We start from the raw sequence: 19,427 nt of genomic DNA, 5'->3' as shown, positions 1-19,427 counted from the left end.
GGAGGCGTCCAGCGTCTTCAGGAACGGCACGATCCCGTTGGAGTGCCCGTTCGTCCCCCGGATGAAGGAACCGCGGGAGCGGATGCGTGAGTAGGACAGGCCGATGCCACCGGCGTGCTTGGAGAGGCGGGCGACCTGGTGGTAGCGGTCGTAGAGGGAGTCCAGCTCGTCCAGCGGGGAGTCCAGCAGGTAGCACGCGGACATCTGCGGGTGCGGGGTGCCGGAGTTGAAGAGGGTGGGGGAGGAGGGCAGGTAGTCCAGGCGGCTCATCAAACCGTAGAGCGCGGACACTTGGTCCACCGAGCGCTCCGTGTCGTCCTCCGCCAGACCGCTCGCCACCCGCAGCATGAACTGCTGGGGCGTCTCGATCACCTTGCGGGTGACCGGGTGACGCAGCAGGTAGCGGCTGTAGAGGGTGCGCAGGCCGAAGTAGCCGAACCGGTCGTCGGCGCCCTCCGCCACGGCGGACTCGACCAGGGCGTCGAGGCGTTCGGCGTGGGTGCGGACGAACTCCGCCGTGCCGTCGGCGACAAGACCCTCGCGCCGGCCGAGCGCGATCGACTCGGTGAAGGACGACACGCCCTGCCCGGCGACCTCACGGCGGATGCTGATCGTCAGCAGCCGGGCGGCCAGCTTGGAGTACGCGGGGTCCTCGGAGATCAGCCCGGCGGCGGCCTCCGTGGCCAGCTCCCGCAGCTCCGCCTCGTCGGCCCGAGCGGACCGGCCGCGCAGCGCGGCGGCGGCGACCCGCCCCGGGTCGGCGTCGGGCAGGTCGGCGGTCAGTTCGGTCAGCGTCCGCAGCAGCGCAGGCTCCAGGTCCCGCTGCAAGTACTCCTCGGTGCGCGAGGCCGGAAAGCTCGGAGCGATGGTCACGTGGTGCTCCCTCGTTGAGTGGAGGACGGGGCCCGGGACACGGGGGAGGCAAGGCGTGGAAAGGCAGACGCCAGTGCCCGAGGGGCCCGCAGTGCCGTGGGCGTCTCAGGTGTCGCCGAAATCAGGTGGGAGCATACATCTTGTGTCTCGCGCCGCAACGGACCCCAGATGTAGTGTCCCGGGGTGTGTTAGTTGTTCGGACAGCGAGCGAAAACGGGGCTCTGCGTCCAGGCGCGACAAGGGCTCCGCGGGCTCTCCCGCGACGCCCGTGGAGGGTGCGCGGCCGGGCCGTGGCCGGGCGGGAGACGGGTTGTGCCGCACGGGGCGGAAGTGACAGGAGCTCAAAGATGGCTGAAAGTCATCAGTGCGTTCGCCGCCCCCGGGGAGGCCCCCCGCGAACGGGGGAGGCCCCTTCAGGCGGGGGAGGCCCCTTCAAACGTCGTGGGAGTGTCGTGTCAGGTCAGCACGGCGCAGCCGCGCAGGTCGAGACGGGTCAGCTCGGTCAACCCGGCTACCACGTAAGGGAGTTCGCCGAGCTGGTTGTCGCGCAGGTCCGGGTGGCGCAGCCGGCGCAGCCCGCCGACGCTCGGCGGCAGTGCCGCTCGACCGATCGACAGGCCGCTCGACCGAACGACGAGCCGTCAGCCGTTCGCCCGCTCCGCCGCGCTGCGTTCCACGCAGAACTCATTGCCTTCGGGGTCGTGCAGCGTCACCCACCCCGTTCCGTCGGGCCTTCGGTGGTCACCTTCCAGCGTGGCGCCGAGCGAGAGCAGCCGCTCGACCTCTTGGTCACGGGTGCGGTCCTGAGGCTGAAGATCCACGTGTACGCGGTTCTTCACGCTCTTGCGGTCATCGACCCGGACGAACAGCAAGGTGGCTGTGGCGGATGTGACCACGGCTTCCGGATCTCCCGGGAAGTCGTCCTCGGCGAGAGAGCCGTCCAGAACCTCGGCCCAGAAACGCGCAAGGACGTAGGGATCAGCGGAGTCGATGGTGACATGGCGGATCAAGGAGGTCATGGCCCCGACCCGATCATGCATGCCTCCTGCCGTCCAGAGGCAGCCGGCCCCGGCGCCGGTCGCCAGGCCCTGAGCGTGACCGGAGAGGCGGGGCCCGCCTCAGGCACCGCCCGCCGCCCCGCAGGACCGTCGGCTCACTCCTCGAACAGCGTCTCCTGTTCGCCCTCCGCCTGCTGCCGCACCCGGCGGTTGCGGGCGCCCACCACCACGGCCGTCGCCGCGGCGGTCACGCCGAGGGCGACCGGGACCATCCAGCCGCGGTCGAAGACGTGGCCGAGGGCGTGGTCGAGGGAGAGGCGGCCCGGACCGGCGACGGCGAGGCCGGCCGCGGCCAGGCCGAGGGTCGCCGCGTACTCGTAGCCGCCCTCCTGTGCGAAGAAGCCGTGGGGCATGTGCACCGCCGCCGCTCCCGCCATGCCGCCGGCCGCCGCCGCGCCCGCCGCCGGGGTCGCGAGGCCCAGGGCCAGCAGTGTGCCGCCGCCCGCCTCCGCCAGGCCCGACGCCGTCGCGCTCAGCTTGCCGGGCGCGAAGCCGATGGACTCCATGTACTGGCCGGTGCCCTCCAGCCCGTGCCCGCCGAACCAGCCGAACAGCTTCTGCGTGCCGTGCGCCGCCAGTACCCCGCCGGTGCTCAGCCGGAGCAGCAGCAGTCCCAGATCACGTCGGTCGTAACAGGTCACGGTGACTCCCCAGCAGACAGGCGGACACGTCCCCTCCCGCGTTCCCACCCTCGCACCGCCGACGCGGTCCGGCCCGTCCTGGCTGCCGTTCGGGTGGCGGGCCCGCCGGCGCGGTGTGAGCCTGACGCCATGACGATTCAACCGGCCAAGCTCAGCGACCCCGTGATCCGGGCCTTCGTCCACGCCGTCAACGCCCACGACCGCGAGGGCTTCATGGCCCTGCTCGCGCCCGGGGCGACCATGGCCGACGACGGCTCCGACCGGGACCTCGCCGACTGGATCGACCGGGAGATCTTCTCCTCCCACGGCCACATGGAGGTCGACAACGAGTCCGCCGGCGGCCGGACCCTGCTCGCCCGCTACCGCAACGACACCTGGGGCGAGATGCGCACCCGGTGGAGCTTCACCGTCGAGGACGACGGGCGGATCTCGCGGTTCGAGACCGGGCAGGCGTGAGAAGTTCCGGGCTTGAGGAGACGCACACGTAACGACGCCCCCGTGGGCTTGTGTTCGCGTGCGCTCCAACCCCTACCGTCCCGCCCATGACGACACGAACGCTGGGACGCAGTGGCATCGAGGTGAGCGCGCTCGGTTTCGGGTGCTGGGCCATCGGGGGTGAGCACCAGACCGCCGACGGGCAGCCCGTCGGCTGGGGGAAGGTGGACGACGACGAGTCCGTACGGGCCGTCCGCCGGGCGCTGGACCTCGGCGTCACCTTCTTCGACACCGCCGACTCCTACGGCACCGGGCACAGCGAGGAGGTCCTCGGCAAGGCCCTCGGCAAACGGCGGGACGACGTCGTCCTCGCCACCAAGTGGGGCAACGTCTTCGACGCGGACACCCGCACCCTCACCGGCACCGACGCCACCCCGGAGTACGCCCGCCGGGCCCTCACCGCCTCGCTGCGCCGCCTCGGCACCGACCGCGTCGACCTCTACCAGCTCCACATCTCCGACGCCGACCCGGCACGGGCGGCCGAACTGCGCGACGCCTGCGAGGAGTTCGTCGGCGAAGGGCTCGTCCGCGCCTACGGCTGGAGTACCGACGACCCCGCGCGGGCCGCCGTCTTCGCCGAGGGCCCGCACTGCACGGCCGTACAGCACGCCCTCAACGTCCTCCAGGACGCACCGGAACTCGTGGCCCTGTGCGAGCGGCTGGAGCTGGCGAGCGTCGACCGCAGCCCGCTCGCCATGGGACTGCTCGCCGGGCGGCGCGGCGGGGCGCTGGAGGCCGGGGACATCCGGAGCCGGCCGCCGGCCTGGCTCCCGGGGTACGCGGACGACGGCTCCGGCGCCGATCCCGAGTGGCTGGCCCGGATCGACGCGGTCCGCTCCCTCCTCACCAGCGAGGGCCGCAGCCTCGCCCAGGGCGCCCTCGCCTGGCTGTGGGCCCGCAGCCCGCGCACCGTGCCCATCCCCGGTTTCCGGACCGTCGCCCAGGCCGAGGAGAACGCCGGGGCGCTCGCGAAGGGGCCCCTCACCGCGGCACAGTCGGCGGAGATCGACCGTCTGCTCGGCAGGTGAGCGGTAAGAGGCGTAAGAGAGGTGTAAGGGCCGAGAACCCGGGGTACTTCATCGGATTTTCATAACGCGGCAAATTCCGTGCCGTCTCGGCCACCAGTTCGCGAAGTCCCTGCTCGACGCGGTGTACGGTCCCCGGGTGCGTGAATGTTCCCGGCTCAGCCGGCGTGCCGTCCTCGGGCTGACGGCCGCCGCCCTTCCCCTGTCCACGGCCACCTCCGCCGCCGCGGCGACCGTCGTCGGCGGCGAGCGGCTGGCCCGCGCCGGCGTCCAGGTGCGCGGCGCCACCGGGCTGCCCAAGAAGCTCACCGCCCGCTCCTGGCTGGTCGCCGACTGCGAGAGCGGGGAGGTGCTCGCCTCGTTCGACGCGCACCGGCGGCTCGCGCCCGCGTCCACGCTGAAGATGCTGTTCGCGGACACCGTGCTGAAGAAGTTCGACCGCGCGGAGCGGTACCGGGTCACCGACGCCGACCTCGCCGACATCCCGGCCGGCTCCAGCCTCGTCGGCATCAGGCCCGGCATCACCTACACCGTGGAGCAGTTGTGGCAGGGCGTGTTCCTGCGCTCGGGGAACGACGCCGTGCACGTGCTGTCCCACATGAACGGCGGCGTCGCGAAGACCGTCGCCGAGATGCAGGCCAAGGCCGCGGACCTCCAGGCCCTGGACACCCATGTGGTCAGCCCGGACGGCTTCGACCACAAGGGGCAGCTCTCCTCGGCGTACGACCTCACGCTCTTCGCCCGTCACGGCCTGAAGGACCCCGACTTCCGCGCCTACTGCGGCACGCGGACCGCCGACTTCCCGGCGGGCGGGAAGAAGACCTTCCAGATCCAGAACACCGACCGTCTGCTGACCGGGGCATGGGGTCTGAAGACCTACGACGGCCTGATCGGTGTCAAGAACGGCTACACCAGCCACGCCGGGAACACCTTCACCGGCGCGGCCACCCGGGGCGGGCGCACCCTGCTGGTCACCGTGATGCATCCCCACGCGGGCGGCAACGCCGTCTACGAGCACACCGCCGCGCTCCTCGACTGGGGCTTCACCCACGGGCGTTCGGCCCAGCCGGTGGGCCTGCTGGTCGAACCGCTCAGCGAGGGCGGGGCGAGCGCGACCCCGGTGCCCGCACCGAAGACGGTGCAGGCGGCGGCCGGCGCACCCGGCCCGGCGTCCGGCGGCGGCTCGGCGTGGCGGATCGCGGAGGGCGCCGCCGGGGCGCTGGCGCTGCTGGGAGCGGGAGCCTGGACCCTGCGCAGGCGCCGGGCACGGACGGCGGGAGCACCGGCGGCCGACGGAGCGGGGGCGAGGGGCGGGCACCGGCGCTGACCGGGGTGCCGGCGCGGGTGGTCCCACCGCACCGGCGCTGAGCGGTCGTACCGCCTGTCCTGCCAGTGATCCCGCCGCACGGCGGTATGTGGCGGCGGTCGTTCCAGCGGCCGGTGTGTACCCCGCGGCCCGCCGCGAGGTCCACCCCCAACTCCCGTCCGGTGGAACGGCCGCCGCCTCCCCCCTCGCAGTGGCCGCGGAACCTCTGTGCCCCAACTGTGAAGCTCTGGTGGAGAAAAGTTGAGCACATGTCACCGATGGACCGCAATAGCGCGGATGTTCAAATTCCGTTTGCGGGAGCGGGGAAAGCGCGCCTCAGCCCCGCCCGATGTACGGCATCGCCGTCGCCAGCACCGTCGCGAACTGCACGTTCGCCTCCAGCGGCAGCTCCGCCATGTGCCGTACCGTGCGCGCCACATCGGCCACGTCCATCACCGGCTCCGGGACCACCTCCCCGTTCGCCTGGAGCGCGCCCGTCCCCATCCGGGCCGTCATGTCCGTCGCCGCGTTGCCGATGTCGATCTGCCCGACCGCGATGCGGTACGGCCGCCCGTCCAGGGAGAGCGACTTGGTCAGGCCGGTCAGCGCGTGCTTGGTCGCGGTGTAGGCGACCGACCGCGGGCGGGGCGTGTGGGCCGAGATCGAGCCGTTGTTGATGATCCGGCCGCCCTGCGGGTCCTGCTCCTTCATCCGCCGGTAGGCCGCCTGGGCGCACAGGAACGCGCCGTTGAGGTTGGTGTCCACCACGTGCCGCCAGGCGTCGTAGGGCAGTTCCTCGACCGGGACCCCGCCGGGCCCGAAGGTCCCCGCGTTGTTGAACAGCAGGTCCACCCGGCCGAACCGCTCCACGGTCGCCGTGAACAGCGCCTCGACGTCCTCGGGCCGTGACACGTCGGTGGGTACGGCGAGCGAGGCCGTCCCCGGCGCCAGTGCCGCCGTCTCCGTCAGCGGCTCCGCGCGCCGGCCGGCCAGCGCCACCGACCAGCCCGCGCGCAGCAGTTCCACGGCGACGGCCCGCCCGATGCCGGAGCCGGCCCCGGTCACCACCGCGATGTTCGATTGCGTGTCAGTCATGGTTCCGCAGCGTAGGCGGGAAGTCCGCCATGCGGAATCCAGTGTCCGTCATACGGTTACCCGGCGAGGACGGCCACCTCGCCACCCGCCGTCTCCTCCCCGGGGTAGCGCACCCCGATCCGCTCCCGCACCGCGTCCAGCGTCCGCATCACCGCGAGCGTGCCCTCCAGCGGCACCAGCGGCGACTCCTTCTCGCCCGCCCGCAGCGCCCGCGTGACCTCCGCCGCCTCGTGCCGCAGGCTGGTGCGCGGCCCGTCGGCCGGGTCGGCGGCGAACTCCTCGGGGTCACGGCCGTCCCGGTGCAGCACGAACCGGTCGGGGTGGAAGAAACCGGACGGGATGTCGATCCGGCCGCGCGAACCGGTGACCGACGCGGTGACCGCCGTACCGCCGACGATCGAGCAGTGCAGCGAGGCCAGCGCACCGCTCTGCCAGGACAGCACCGCGCCCGTCTGGAGATCGACGCCCTCGGGCGACAGCACCGCGCTCGCGGCGACCCCGTCCGGCTCGCCCAGCAGCAACTGCGCGAACGACACCGGGTACACGCCCAGGTCCAGCAGCGCACCGCCGCCCAGCGCCCGATCCCGCAGCCGGTGCGCGGCCGGGAAGGGGCCGGCCAGGCCGAAGTCGGCGTGCACGGTCCGCACCTCGCCGATCGCCCCGTCCTCCACCAGCGCCTTCAGCCGCCGGACCAGCGGGTTGCAGTACATCCACATCGCCTCCATCAGGAAGCGGTCGTGCTCCCGCGCCAGCGCGACGAGTTCCTCCGCCTCGCGCAGGTTCAGCGTGAACGGCTTCTCGCACAGCACGTTCCGGCCCGCCTCCAGGCACAGCCCGGCCGCCGTCCGGTGCGCCGCGTGCGGAGTGGCGACGTACACGACGTCGACGTCCGGGTCCGCCGCCAGCGACTCCCAGTCGCCGTACGCCCGCTCCACACCGAACCGCTCGGCGAACGCCTCCGCCGACTCCCGCCGGCGCGAGGCCACCGCCACGATCTCCGCGCCCGGCAGATCCACCAGATCCGCCGCGAACGCCGCCGCGATCCCGCCCGTCGCCAGGATCCCCCACCGCACGCTCTCTCCCGCCATCCCCGCCCTCGCTCATCCGTTCCTCGGCAGTGTGTACGAGCTGAGAGCATAGGTGCCGGTCATGTCAGCGACACCGATGTCAGAGAACGATGTCAGGGAACACGGAGGGGCACATGCCGGACCACGCGGCGGCACCGACACCGCGACAGGACCAGCGGTCCACCCCCACCTCCGCCTCTGCCTCCGCACCGTCACCGGCCCGCGCACCGCACCGCACCGGCCCCCTCGTCACCTTCCTCCTCGGCGGCCTCACCGCGACCACCCCGCTCGCGATGGACATGTACCTGCCGTCACTGCCGGAGGTCACCCGCTCGCTCGACGCCCCCGCCGTCACTGTCCAGCTCACCCTCACCGCCTGCATGGCCGGACTCGCCCTCGGCCAACTGGTCGTCGGCCCCCTCAGCGACCGCTGGGGCCGGCGCCGCCCGCTGCTCGCCGGACTCGTCGTCTACCTGCTCGCCACCGCCCTGTGCGCCCTCGCGCCCACCGTCGGGACGCTGATCGCCTTCCGGCTGCTCCAGGGCCTCGCCGGCGCGGCCGGAGTGGTCATCGCCCGGGCCGTCGTACGCGACCTGTACGACGGCGTCGCCATGGCCCGCTTCTTCTCCACCCTCATGCTGATCTCCGGGGCCGCCCCCATCGTCGCGCCGCTCGTCGGCGGGCAGATCCTCCGGGTGACGGACTGGCGGGGCGTCTTCGTGGTGCTCACGGTGGTCGGCGCCGCGCTCACCGCCCTCGTGTGGGTGCGGCTGCCGGAGACCCTGCCGCCGGGCGAACGGCACAGCGGCGGAACCGGCGAGGCCCTGCGGGCGATGCGCGGCCTCCTCGCCGACCTGCCCTTCACCGGCTACATGCTCGCCGGCGGTTTCGCCTTCGCCGCGCTGTTCGCCTATGTGAGCGCGTCCCCCTTCGTCGTCCAGGAGATCTACGGCGCCTCCCCGCAGACCTTCAGCCTGCTGTTCGGCCTCAACTCCGTCGGTCTGGTGGCCGCCGGCCAGTTCAACGGCAAGGTGCTGGTCGGCCGGGTCAGCCTGGACAAGGTGCTCGCCGGCGGCCTGGCGGTGATCGTGCTCGCCGCGACCGCCCTGCTGCTGATGGCCACGGGCGTCTTCGGCGACACCGGACTCGTCCCCGTCGCCGCCGCCCTCTTCGTCCTGATGTCCGCGATGGGTGTCACCCTGCCCAACGCCCAGACCCTCGCCCTGCTGCGCACCAAGCACGCGGCCGGCTCCGCCTCCGCGCTGCTCGGCACCTCCTCCTTCCTCGTCGGCGCCATCGCCTCCCCCCTCGTCGGCGTCGCCGGGGAGCACACCGCCGTCCCGATGGCCGTCGTCCAGCTGGCCGGAGCACTGGTCGCGGTGGCCTGCTTCGTGGGAATGTGCCGTCCCTGGGCGACACGGGGGACCACCCGTGCGGGGTCGGAGGGAGACGAGAGCTGAGCGCACCGAGACTGCGCGCCGGCACAGCGGAACGGGCCGGGCTCGACCCCGTCGAACTCGGGCACCTGGTCGACGAGGTGCACGCCCTCACCGCCGGCGAGCGCCCCTGGGCGTCCGGCGCCGTCGTCCTGGCCGGCCGCGGACCCGTGATCGCCGTGGCCGAGGCCACGGGCTGGGCCGTGCGCTACGCCGCCCACGACCCCGAGAGCGGCGCCGGCGTGGAACTGCCGCCGGCCGCCCGGGTTCCGGCCACCGTCGGCACCCCCTTCGACCTGGCGTCCCTGACCAAGCTGTTCACGTCCGTCGCCGCCGTGCAGCAGATCGAGCGCGGCACCCTCGGCATGGACGCCCGCGTCGGCGACTACCTGCCCGACTTCCACGCCGCCGCCGCGCACGGCACCACAGTGCGGCAACTGCTCACCCACACCTCCGGTCTGCGCCCCGAACTGCCCCTGTACGACTGCCCCGACGACGCCACCCGTCTCGACCTGCTGCGTGCCGAGGCCCCGTCCGGCGAGGTGGGCCGGTACGCGTACTCGGACCTGAACATGCTCCTGCTCCAGTTCGTCCTGGAACGCGTCACCGGGCGGAGCCTCGACGTCCTCGTGCGGGACTGCGTCACCCGGCCGCTCGGCATGACCGCCACCGCGTTCGGGCCCTGCCCCGGCGCCGCGGCCACCGAGGACCAGCGGCGGCCGTGGGCCAAGGCCGACCGGGGGATGCTGCGGGGCGTGGTCCACGACGAGAACGCCTGGGCGCTCGGCGGGGTCGCCGGTCACGCGGGCCTCTTCTCCACCGCCCCCGACCTGGCCGTCTTCTGCCGGGCCCTGCTCGCGGGCGGCTCCTACGGTCCCGCGCGCATCCTCGGCCCGGACTTCGTGGAGCTGCTGTTCACCCCGCCCGGACTGGGCTTCCACCTGGACCAGCCGTGGTTCATGGGCGAACTGGCGGGCCGCGGCGCGGCGGGCCACACGGGCTTCACCGGCACGGCCCTGATCCTGGACCGGGCGACGGACACGTTCCTCGTACTCCTGGCCAACACGGTCCACCCGAAACGCCGCGCCCCGGACAGCGCCCCCCGAGCGAGGCTGGCGACCCACCTGGCGAGGGCGGTCGTCTGAAAACCGAGGGAGGCGGGCTGCCTGGCGGTGCCTGCCCACCGCCCGAGCCCGAGGGCGGGGCCTCCGGCGGGTTCGCACCGGCGCCGGGCGCCATAGAATCGCCAGGTGAACGACCCCCTCCGCACAGCCCTGGCCGAGCTGCTCGACGGCCTGCCCCCCACGGAGGTCACCGCCGCCGTGGACCGGCTCATCGCCAACTACCGCGGTGACACCCCGACCCACGCGCCGATCCTCCGCGACCGCGCCGACGTGGCCGCGTACGCCGCCTACCGCATGCCCGCCACCTTCGAGGCCGTCCACTCGGCGCTGGAGGCGTTCGCGGCGACCGTCCCCGACTGGACCCCCGGCAGCCATGTCGACGTCGGCGGCGGCACCGGTGCCGCCACCTGGGCCGTCACCGCCACCTGGCCCGGCGAGCGCAGCGTCACCGTGCTGGACTGGGCCGAACCCGCCCTCGCCCTCGGCCGGCAGATCGCCGCCGCCAACCCGGCCCTGAAGGACGCCCGCTGGCAGCGCGCCCGGATCGGCGGGGACCTCACCCTGGACGCCACCGACCTGGTCACGGTGTCGTACGTCCTCAACGAACTCGCCGAGACCGACCGCGCCGCCCTCGTCGACGCCGCCGCCGGCGCCGCGCGGACCGTCGTGATCGTCGAGGCCGGCACCCCGGCCGGCTACGCGCGCGTCATCGAGGCCCGTGACCGGCTGATCCGGGCCGGCTTCCGCATCGCCGCCCCCTGCCCGCACAGCGCCGCCTGCCCCATCGCGCCCGGCACGGACTGGTGTCACTTCTCCGCCCGCGTCGGCCGCTCCTCCCTGCACCGCCAGGTCAAGGGCGGCTCACTGGCGTACGAGGACGAGAAGTTCTCCTACGTCGCCGCCACCCGGCTGCCCGCCGAGCCCGCCCCCGCCCGGGTGGTCCGGCGCCCGCAGATCCGCAAGGGCCAGGTGCTGCTCGACCTGTGCGAGACCGAGGAGCGGCTGCGCCGGACGACGGTCACCAAGCGCCACGGCGACCTGTACAAGGCGGCCCGGGACGCGGACTGGGGCGACGCCTGGCCGCCGTACGACCCCGCGTCCTGACGCGTGTCGTAGCCCGCCCCCGCCGCTTGTTACGTTCGACCCCATGGTCAGCAAGCCCGCACCCGACGCCACCCGCCGCAGCGAGAGGTCCCGCCGGGCCATCTACGCCGCCGCCCTCGCCCTGGTCGGGGAGGTCGGGTACCCGAAGACCACCGTCGAGGCCATCGCCGCCCGGGCCGGGGTCGGCAAGCAGACCATCTACCGCTGGTGGTCGTCCAAGGCGGACGTCCTGCTGGAGGCCTTCCTCGACCTCGCCGGGCAGTCGGCGCAGGCGGTGGGGCAGGAGGCGGACGCCGTCCCGGACACCGGTGACCTGGCCGCCGACCTCAAGGCGGTGCTGCGGGCCACGGTGGACGAGCTGTTCGACCCGCGCTTCGAGGTGCCGGCGCGGGCGCTGGCCGCGGAGGGGGTGGTCAACGAGCAGCTCGGCCGCGAGGTCGTCGCCAAGCTGCTGGAACCGCAGCTCCAGCTGTACGTCGCCCGGTTGCGCTCGGCCCAGGACGCGGGGGCCGTACGGGCCGACGTCGACCCCCGGATCGCGCTGGAGCTGTTCGTCTCCCCGCTCGCCCAGCGCTGGCTGCAACGCAGCGGGCCGGTCTCGTACGCGTACACGGACACCCTCGTCGAGTACGCCCTGCACGGAATCGCCCCGCGCTGAACCCCCGCCCACCGGTGACTGTCGGCCACTCTCCCGCGGCGACCCCCCGAAGCACGCGAAGATGGGACGATGAGGCATGCTGTCCGCACACCAGCGAGGCGACCACCAGACCGAGGGGATAGATGAGCGCGACGTTCGGCGGCCGGGGTGGCCGGCAGGGCAAACTCTCCCAGTGGCTGCTCGGACGCCGCCCGAAGGAGGCCGCCGACGACGACAGCGGCCGTGAGACCCTGCTGCTCGCCGCCGCCGCCGCGGGCCTGCCCCTCGCCCCGGCCGCGCACCCCGCCGACGGCTACCGCTGCTCCTGCGACCGCGTGGGCTGTCCCACCCCCGCCCGGCACCCGGTGTCGTTCGCCTGGCAGACGCAGTCCACCACGGACCGCGCCCAGATCGAGCGCTGGGCCCGGCACCAGCCGACGGCGAACTTCATCACCGCCACCGGCATGGTGCACGACGTGCTGGACGTGCCCCTGGAGGCCGGCCGGGAGGCGCTGGACCGGCTGCTCGGCTCCGGCGTCGAGGTCGGCCCGGTCGCCGAGAGCGACGACGGCCGCATGCTGTTCTTCACCCTCACCCGCGGCACCCCCGAGGACGAGGACGAGTGGTGGCCCTGCGAGCTGGACTGCCACCCCGAGACGATGGACGAGCACCCCGGGCTGCGCTGGCACTGCCGGGGCTCCTACGTCCTGGTACCGCCCGCCCGGCTGCCCGGCGACGCCGGCCAGCGGGTGCGCTGGGTGCGCGGCCCGGAGCATCCGCTGCCGGACCCGCTGAGCCTGCTGGAGGCGCTCACCGACGCCTGTGCCCGGCACGCGGGCCCCGAACACGGCCACCACGGCACGGCCTGGCCCCTGCACCACTGACGGCCCGGCGGGCCCCCGGTCCTGCTCGCCCTACTCGCCCTGCGCGGACGTCAGCCCCTGCACCCGCCCCAGCACCCGCACCGGGCCGCTGCCGGCCGGGTCGAGCACGGCCTGGTTGGCGATCGACTCCAGCGTCAGGGACTGCTTCACGTCGCCCTTGATCAGGGCCTGCACGTCCTTGTTCGGGACCGGCACGGTGGCGCCCGTGTAGGCGGTCTGCTTCTCGTAGTGGTGCGTGGTGAAGAACACCAGCGCCCCGCCGTCCGCCGTGCGCAGCGCGAGCGGCGCGTAGTCGCCGTGGGTGAGCGGTTCGTCGATGAACTGCCGGACCAGGCCGGGCTTCTTGGCCTCCTTCGCGCGGTCCGCGCGCAGCCCGCTGGTGTCGCGCCCGTCCGCGAAGGTCTTCCCGCCCTTCTCCAGGTAGTCCGCGTACGTCTTGCTCAACGCGTCCGGGCGGACGGCCAGCCCGCCGGCACCGGCCGGTACGGCCTCGGCCCAGCCGTCCTGGTCCGTCCTGAACGCGGGGACGGTGCCGGGGGCCATGAGCGTCAGATAGCTCACCTGCCAGCGCTCGCCGAGGTCGCCCCGGGTGAAGACCAGCACCCAGCGGTAGTTCCCGCCCTTGTTGCCCCGGGCGTCGGCGACGAACCAGCGGGGCCAGCCGGCCTTCTCCGGGATCGTGATCTTCACGTCCGTCAGCGTGAGCGGGGTGTGGTTCGCGTTCCCCGACGGGCTGTTGACGTGCCCGGCCCGCAGCCGGGCGGAGTCGATGTCGGAGAGGGCGCCGGTGACGTAGGGCGCGTCCAGGGAGCTGTCGTAGGCCTTGTCGGCCTTGTTGTACGCGTCCGTGAACGCGGTGACCGCCTTCGCGGCCTCGGCGCGGGTGGCCGCGGGAAGCACCACCCGCTCCCCGTGCACCACCACGCATCCGCTCGCGGTCAGCGACAAAGCGGTCAGCGAGGCCGCTATGAGTGCGTTCCGGTCACGCCTGCGAAGCCGCTGACGGCTGCGTTCCCTGGTCATCGGGCTCCTTCACCTTCCCCTTCCCGGAGGCGAACCCTACCGGGGAGAGGAACAGCGCGAGCACCGGGACCAGGTACAGCGCCCACACCGTGATCTGAAGGACCGTCGGGTCCGGCTGGAAGTTGAACACGCCCTTCAGCAGGGTGCCGTACCAGCTGTCCGGCGGGATGACGCCGGAGATGTCGAAGGCCAGGTCGTTCAGGCCCGGGATCCAGTCGGCCTCCTGGAGGTCGTGGAAGCCGTACGCCAGCACGCCCGCCGCCACCACGACCAGCATCCCGCCGGTCCAGGTGAAGAACTTGGCCAGGTTGATCTTCAGGGCGCCCCGGTAGAACAGCCAGCCGAGGAGGACGGCCGTGGCGAGGCCGAGGGCGACACCGATCAGCGGGCGCGGGGTGCCGTCGCTCGCCGCGTGCACCGACGCCCACACGAACAGCGCGGTCTCCAGGCCCTCCCGGCCGACCGCGAGGAACGCGGTGGCGACCAGCGCGCCCGTGCCCAGGGCGAGGGCGGCGTCCAGCTTGCCGTGCAGTTCCGACTTCAGGTGCCGGGCGGTGCGCCGCATCCAGAACACCATCCAGGTCACCAGGCCCACGGCGACGACCGACAGGGAGCCGCCGAGCGCCTCCTGCGCCTGGAACGTCAGCTCCTGGGAGCCGAACTCCAGGGCGCAGCCGAAGCCCATGGCGAGGGCGATCGCGATGCCGATGCCGATCCAGATCGGCTTCAGGGCGTCCTTGCGGCCGGTCTTGACCAGGTAGGCGATCAGGATGCAGACGACGAGCGACGCCTCCAGTCCCTCGCGCAGGCCGATCAGGTAGTTGGAGAACACGGGCTATGCCCCCTTCGAGAACAGCGTGCGGCCCCACCAGTCACCGGAGTCCCGGACACCGGGCGGGACCGCGAAGACCGCCGAACCCACGTGCTGGATGTACTCGTTGAGCGCGTCGTGCGCGGCGAGGCTGCGCTGGAGCGGGATGAACCCCTTGCGCACGTCCCGCTGGTAGGCGAGGAAGAACAGGCCCGCGTCCAGGCGTCCGAGGCCGTCGGTGCCGTCGGTGAAGGAGTAGCCCCGGCGCAGGATGGTGATCCCGTTGTTGGAGTCGGGGTGCGCGAGCCGTACGTGCGCGTCGGGCTTCATCGCCTTCAGGAACGGCTCGTCGTGCTCCTTGGCCTTGCCGACCGGGGCGCCCTCGCGCTTGTCCCGGCCGAACACGTCCTCCTGCTCCTGGAGCGAGGCGCGGTCCCAGGTCTCGATGTTCATGCGGATGCGCCGGGCGACCAGGTACGAGCCGCCGGTCATCCAGTCCGGCCCGTCCTCCTCGCCGACCCACACGAACTTCTTGAGCCGGTCGGTCTCGGTGCCCGCGATGTTGCGGGTGCCGTCCTTGAAGCCCATCAGGTTGCGCGGGGTCTGCGCGTCCGGGGTGGTCGAGGAGGTCTTGCCGAAGCCGAGCTGGGACCAGCGGATGGCGACCTTGCCGAAGCCGATCCGGGCGAGGTTGCGGATGGCGTGCACGGCGACCTGCGGGTCGTCGGAGCAGGCCTGCACGCACAGGTCGCCGCCGGTGCGGGACCTGTCCAGGTTGTCGCCGGGGAACTTGGGTAGGTCGACCAGGGCCTCGGGCCGCCGGTCCGTCAGACCGAACTTGTCGAAGAGCGAGGGACCGAACCCGATGGTGAGCGTCAGCCGGGACGGCCTGAGCCCGAGCGCCTCACCGGTGTCGTCCGGCGGGGCCTCGGCGAGCCCGCCGTAGGCGCCCTCGCCGACGGTCTTCCCCGCGGTCATCCGGCGGGCCGCCGCCGTCCAGTCCCTGAGCATCTGGACGAACGCCTCGCGGTCGTCGGTCTTCACGTCGAACGCGGCGAAGTGCAGCCGGTCCTGCACCGGGGTGGCGATGCCGGCCTGGTGGGCGCCGTGGAACTCCACGGCGCCGCCGGTCTCGGCGGCGGCCGGGTCCATGTCGTCGCCCGTCCTGGCCATGGCCACCGCGCCGCCGGCCGCGGCGGCCCCGAGCGCGAGCCCGGCGCCGCCCCAGCCGATCAGCGCGCGGCGCGACGGATTGGCCCGGGTCTCCTCGGTCTCGGTCATCGCCTCTGCCCCCTCGCTCACTTCACGACCGCGGCGGCGAGCTTGGACAGCGGCTCGGCGAGCGCGTTCACCGCGTCCGACAGCTCCTTGCGCTGGTCCTTGGTGACCTTGTCGTAGGAGACGAAGTCGTACGACGTCTTGTCCGACCGGTACTTGTCGAGCAGCGCGTCCAGCGCCGCGAACTGCTTGTCGAGTTCCCTGGCGAGCGCCGGGTCGTTCTTCGCGGCGACCGGCTTCAGCAGCTCGTACGCCTTCTGGGCGCCCTCGACGTTGCCCTTGAAGTCGACCAGGTCGGTGTGGGCGTAGCGGTCCTCCTCGCCGGTGACCTTGCCGGTGGCGACCTCGTCCAGCAGCTCCTTGGCGCCGTTGGCCATGGAGGTCGGGGTGATCTCGGCCTTGCCGACCCGGCCCTGCCAGTCCTTGAGGTCCGTCAGCAGCTGGTCGGCGAGGGCCTTCTCCTCGGCGCCGATCTTCTTGTCGTGCCAGAGGGCCTTCTCCAGCCGGTGCCAGCCGGTCCACTTCTGGCCGGCCTCCAGGCCGTCCTCGCGGACGTCGACCTTCGGGTCGATGTCGCCGAAGGACTCGGCGACCGGCTCGGTGCGCTCCCAGCCGAGCCGGGAGAGGCCGTAGGACTTCTTCGCGGCCTCCAGGTCGCCGTCCTTGACCGCCTTCACGAAGGTCTCTGCCTTCGGCAGCGTCTCGTCGGCCTGGTCCTGGGCGTACTGGCGGTACTCGGCGACCGCCTGGTCCAGCTTCGGGTTCCGCTTGGCGGTGCTGCCGCCGCCGGTCACGGTCAGCTTCTGCCGGACGCCGTGGCCCTTCATGCCGGGCCGGCAGGCGATCTCGTACGAGCCGGCCTTCACCTCGGCGGTGAGCGTGTACTTGGTGCCCGGACCGATGTTCTCCTTCTCGGAGACGATCCGGTCGTCCGGGAACAGGATCTCGACCTCGGTCGCCTTCGAGCCCGTGTTCTCGATCTTCAGCGTGACCTGGCCGGCCGGCACCGACGTGCTGGAGGTCTCGCACTTGGAGTCGGCGGCCGTGACCTGTATGGCGTCACCGTCCTTGGCATCGCTTTTCGCGGTGCAGGCCGAGAGGGCGGTCAGAGCCGCCGCGGTGGCGGCGGCAGTGACGGTCAGTCGGACGGCGCGCATGCAGGCTCCAAGCGGATCTGGTCTAGTGAGGCTGCCCTAACTTACATGAGCCTATCCTCACCCATACCCCTCCCTCCCGTGATTCAGCTCTCACGCGGTGGCAGGGTGGGGGCAGCGGGAGTGCACACCTACGCCCGATGGCTGGAGGAGGCCCGCCAGGGCCCGTTGCACGACTCCCGTTGGCACCTGCGGATGCGCACGGTGTTCCCCCCCCCCGTACGTCCGGCACGCCGCCGGCATCGTCCGCACCTGGCCCACTGTCACCTCGACTGGTCCGGATACGGCCGGCACGGAGTCGTGCCCCTGCGTCCGCTCTCCGCCGAGGACGCGCCCCGGGCGCGCGCCTACCACGAACACGCCCGCGACGGCACCCTGGCGCCAGTGTTGCTCTGGTGGGTCACCGCCCCCGACGGCCGGCCGCTGCTCGACGGCCCCGGGACCCGTACGAGGAGGCCCGCACCCGGTCCTGGCCCCTGCCCGGTGGTGTCTTTGCCCGGGAGGCGGTCGCCGCCCCCGCGATGTTTCAATTCCCCGGTGACTGACTACGACGTACTCCGCGTCTTCTGCGGGCCGAACGGCGGCTACGGCAACGAACTGGGCGTCGTCCGCGACGGCTCGGTGCTGCCCGAGCGGAGCGACCGGCAGGCGCTGGCGGCCAAACTCGGCTTCAGCGAGACCGTGTTCGTGGACGACCCCGAGCGCGGAGTGATCGACATCTACACCCCCACCCTGCGCCTGCCCTTCGCCGGCCACCCCTGCGTGGGCACGGCCTGGCTGCTCGACGTGCCCGAACTGGTCACCCCCGCCGGGGTCGTCGGGACCCGCCTGGACGGCGAGTTCACCTGGATCGAGGCCCGCGCGGAGTGGGCGCCCCCACGCACCCTGCGCCGGTACGCGAGCGCCGCCGAGGTGGACGCCCTCGACGTGCCGCCGCCGGGGGAGTGGATCTACGCCTGGGCGTGGGAGGACGAGGCGGCCGGGCGGGTCCGGGCCCGCGCCTTCCCCGGCCGCGACGACGGCATCGAGGAGGACGAGGCGACGGGGGCGGCGGCGCTGCTCCTCACCGACCTGCTGGGCCGGGCGCTGAACATCACCCAGGGCAAGGGCTCGCAGCTGCTGACCGCCCCCCAGCCGCACGGGTGGATCGAGGTCGGTGGACGCGTCCACCTGGAGCGCTGACGCGTACGCGCGTCCGGGGGATCGTGCGAGCCCCCGTTCGGGTGGATCCGTGGGTGCGCGCGAAGGCCGACAGGGGCGAACGGGGACCTCTGGGCGTGACCACTTCGCCTCCCTGAGAGGAGCACCATGCGCATCAGCTCAGTCCTGGCCGCGACGGCCCTCGCCGCCGCCCTCGCCGCGTCCGGCGCCACGACGGCCAGTGCCGCCCACCACGACACCAAGACCGACGACGAGGCCGTGTGCAGCCCGTACGCCGGCACCCTCACCTCGCTGGAGAACCACCTGACGTGGTCGGGCGCCCACTGTAGCGACTACCTGCGCTGATCCGGCCCGGGTCCCCTCCCGCGCGCGGCGGGGACCCGGTCGTACCGCGCTCAGGGGAGGGTCAGGATGTCCGCGCCGGTCTCCGTCACCACCAGCGTGTGCTCGAACTGCGCGGTCCGCTTGCGGTCCTTCGTCACGACCGTCCAGCCGTCGTCCCACATGTCGTACTCGTGCGTGCCCAGCGTGAGCATCGGCTCGATCGTGAACGTCATCCCCGGCTGCATCACGGTCGTCGCGTGCGGGCTGTCGTAGTGCGGGATGATCAGCCCGGAGTGGAACGACGTGTTGATGCCGTGCCCGGTGAAGTCCCGCACCACGCCGTAGCCGAACCGCTTGGCGTACGACTCGATGACCCGGCCGATGACATTGATCTGCCGGCCGGGCCTGACGGCCTTGATCGCACGGTTCAGCGCCTCGCGGGTGCGCTCCACCAGCAGCCGCGACTCCTCGTCCACGTCACCGACCAGGTAGGTGGCGTTGTTGTCGCCGTGCACCCCGCCGATGTACGCCGTCACGTCCAGGTTGACGATGTCGCCGTCCCTGAGGACCGTCGAATCGGGGATGCCGTGGCAGATGACCTCGTTGACCGAGGTGCACAGCGACTTGGGGAAACCCCGGTAGCCGAGCGTGGACGGGTAGGCGCCGTGGTCGCACATGTACTCGTGCGCGACCTTGTCCAGCCGGTCCGTGGTGACCCCCGGCGCGATGTGCTTCGCGGCCTCGGCCATCGCCTGCGCGGCGATACGGCCGGCGGTCCGCATCGCCTCGATGGTCTCGGGGGTCTGCACCTCCGGTCCGGTGTACGGCGCCGGCGCGGGCTTGCCGACGTACTCGGGGCGGCGGATGTTTCCGGGAACCGGACGGGTGGGGGACAGTTCCCCTGGTACGAGCAGCGACTGGCCAGACATGC

General features: G+C 72.7%; 20 protein-coding genes. 10 read left to right on the top strand and 10 right to left on the bottom strand.

The features are described 5' to 3' along the window. From IE294_RS39755 to IE294_RS39745, 3 genes are all read right to left on the bottom strand, one after another. Nucleotides 1–873 (bottom strand): ribonucleotide reductase N-terminal alpha domain-containing protein (locus IE294_RS39755; protein ID WP_306433516.1); only part of this gene is annotated, 873 nt, incomplete at its 3' end. 641 nt (nt 874–1,514) lie between these two features. Further along, nucleotides 1,515–1,892 carry a VOC family protein gene (locus IE294_RS39750; protein ID WP_189894263.1) on the bottom strand — a complete coding sequence of 126 codons (378 nt, stop codon included), beginning with the start codon at nt 1,890–1,892 and terminating at the stop codon, nt 1,515–1,517. A gap of 134 nt (nt 1,893–2,026) precedes the next feature. Then, nucleotides 2,027–2,572, bottom strand: a complete 546-nt coding sequence (locus IE294_RS39745; protein WP_189894262.1) for a DoxX family protein — start codon at nt 2,570–2,572, stop codon at nt 2,027–2,029. 129 nt (nt 2,573–2,701) lie between these two features. Here IE294_RS39745 and IE294_RS39740 point away from each other — a divergent pair, with 129 nt between their 5' ends. The 3 genes from IE294_RS39740 (at nt 2,702) to IE294_RS39730 (ending at nt 5,419) form a co-directional block, all read left to right on the top strand. After that, nucleotides 2,702–3,028, top strand: coding sequence for a nuclear transport factor 2-like protein (locus tag IE294_RS39740; RefSeq protein ID WP_189894261.1), 327 nt, complete (start codon nt 2,702–2,704; stop codon nt 3,026–3,028). 86 nt (nt 3,029–3,114) lie between these two features. Further along, nucleotides 3,115–4,095 carry an aldo/keto reductase gene (locus IE294_RS39735; RefSeq protein ID WP_189894260.1) on the top strand — a complete coding sequence of 327 codons (981 nt, stop codon included), beginning with the start codon at nt 3,115–3,117 and terminating at the stop codon, nt 4,093–4,095. A 136-nt stretch (nt 4,096–4,231) separates the two neighbouring features. Further along, on the top strand, nt 4,232–5,419 hold the full coding sequence (locus tag IE294_RS39730; protein WP_229917802.1) for a D-alanyl-D-alanine carboxypeptidase family protein: 1,188 nt from the start codon (nt 4,232–4,234) through the stop codon (nt 5,417–5,419). Nucleotides 5,420–5,734: 315 nt separating this feature from the next. Here IE294_RS39730 and IE294_RS39725 read toward each other — a convergent pair whose 3' ends face one another. Both IE294_RS39725 and IE294_RS39720 read right to left on the bottom strand, forming a co-directional pair. After that, nucleotides 5,735–6,493, bottom strand: a complete 759-nt coding sequence (locus IE294_RS39725; protein ID WP_189894258.1) for an SDR family oxidoreductase — start codon at nt 6,491–6,493, stop codon at nt 5,735–5,737. Nucleotides 6,494–6,549: 56 nt separating this feature from the next. Next, nucleotides 6,550–7,581 carry a Gfo/Idh/MocA family protein gene (locus IE294_RS39720; RefSeq protein ID WP_189894257.1) on the bottom strand — a complete coding sequence of 344 codons (1,032 nt, stop codon included), beginning with the start codon at nt 7,579–7,581 and terminating at the stop codon, nt 6,550–6,552. A 113-nt stretch (nt 7,582–7,694) separates the two neighbouring features. Between IE294_RS39720 and IE294_RS39715 the strand changes: the two genes are divergently transcribed. The 5 genes from IE294_RS39715 to IE294_RS39695 all read left to right on the top strand — a co-directional run bounded on the left by IE294_RS39715 (nt 7,695) and on the right by IE294_RS39695 (nt 12,745). Next, entirely contained in the window at nt 7,695–9,020 is a 1,326-nt protein-coding gene (locus IE294_RS39715; protein ID WP_189894256.1) for a multidrug effflux MFS transporter, read from the top strand. Then, on the top strand, nt 8,960–10,141 hold the full coding sequence (locus IE294_RS39710) for a serine hydrolase domain-containing protein (protein WP_189894255.1): 1,182 nt from the start codon (nt 8,960–8,962) through the stop codon (nt 10,139–10,141). The genes IE294_RS39715 and IE294_RS39710 overlap by 61 nt, the downstream gene beginning before the upstream one ends. Nucleotides 10,142–10,246: 105 nt before the next feature. Then, nucleotides 10,247–11,224, top strand: a complete 978-nt coding sequence (locus IE294_RS39705; RefSeq protein ID WP_189894254.1) for a small ribosomal subunit Rsm22 family protein — start codon at nt 10,247–10,249, stop codon at nt 11,222–11,224. 43 nt (nt 11,225–11,267) lie between these two features. After that, a complete protein-coding gene (locus IE294_RS39700) occupies nt 11,268–11,882 on the top strand; it encodes a TetR/AcrR family transcriptional regulator (RefSeq protein WP_189894253.1) in 615 nt (204 codons plus the stop codon). Between the two features lie 122 nt (nt 11,883–12,004). Beyond that, complete coding sequence (locus IE294_RS39695; RefSeq protein WP_189894252.1) at nt 12,005–12,745, top strand: bifunctional DNA primase/polymerase; 741 nt, start codon at nt 12,005–12,007, stop codon at nt 12,743–12,745. A 30-nt stretch (nt 12,746–12,775) separates the two neighbouring features. On the opposite strand, the gene IE294_RS39690 is transcribed toward IE294_RS39695, so the two are convergent. The 4 genes from IE294_RS39690 to efeO are packed head-to-tail and all read right to left on the bottom strand — an operon-like array spanning nt 12,776 to nt 17,014. Next, complete coding sequence (locus IE294_RS39690; RefSeq protein ID WP_189894251.1) at nt 12,776–13,768, bottom strand: SCO2278 family lipoprotein; 993 nt, start codon at nt 13,766–13,768, stop codon at nt 12,776–12,778. Further along, nucleotides 13,728–14,600, bottom strand: a complete 873-nt coding sequence (efeU, locus tag IE294_RS39685; RefSeq protein WP_189894250.1) for an iron uptake transporter permease EfeU — start codon at nt 14,598–14,600, stop codon at nt 13,728–13,730. The genes IE294_RS39690 and efeU overlap by 41 nt, the downstream gene beginning before the upstream one ends. A gap of 3 nt (nt 14,601–14,603) precedes the next feature. Next, complete coding sequence (efeB, locus tag IE294_RS39680; RefSeq protein WP_189894249.1) at nt 14,604–15,860, bottom strand: iron uptake transporter deferrochelatase/peroxidase subunit; 1,257 nt, start codon at nt 15,858–15,860, stop codon at nt 14,604–14,606. Nucleotides 15,861–15,877: 17 nt separating this feature from the next. Next, entirely contained in the window at nt 15,878–17,014 is a 1,137-nt protein-coding gene (gene efeO / locus IE294_RS39675) for an iron uptake system protein EfeO (RefSeq protein ID WP_189894248.1), read from the bottom strand. Nucleotides 17,015–17,548: 534 nt separating this feature from the next. Between efeO and IE294_RS39670 the strand changes: the two genes are divergently transcribed. Then, nucleotides 17,549–18,193 carry a PhzF family phenazine biosynthesis protein gene (locus IE294_RS39670; protein WP_189894247.1) on the top strand — a complete coding sequence of 215 codons (645 nt, stop codon included), beginning with the start codon at nt 17,549–17,551 and terminating at the stop codon, nt 18,191–18,193. Nucleotides 18,194–18,319: 126 nt separating this feature from the next. Continuing rightward, nucleotides 18,320–18,517, top strand: coding sequence for a hypothetical protein (locus tag IE294_RS39665; protein WP_189894246.1), 198 nt, complete (start codon nt 18,320–18,322; stop codon nt 18,515–18,517). Nucleotides 18,518–18,567: 50 nt separating this feature from the next. Here IE294_RS39665 and map read toward each other — a convergent pair whose 3' ends face one another. Continuing rightward, complete coding sequence (map, locus tag IE294_RS39660) at nt 18,568–19,425, bottom strand: type I methionyl aminopeptidase (RefSeq protein ID WP_189894245.1); 858 nt, start codon at nt 19,423–19,425, stop codon at nt 18,568–18,570. Nucleotides 19,426–19,427: the final 2 nt, after the last annotated feature.

Source organism: Streptomyces canarius, assembly GCF_014650735.1.
Lineage (GTDB): Bacteria > Actinomycetota > Actinomycetes > Streptomycetales > Streptomycetaceae > Streptomyces > Streptomyces olivaceoviridis.
The sequence above is the reverse complement of the archived record's forward strand: the minus strand, read 5'-3'. Positions and strand labels throughout refer to the sequence as shown.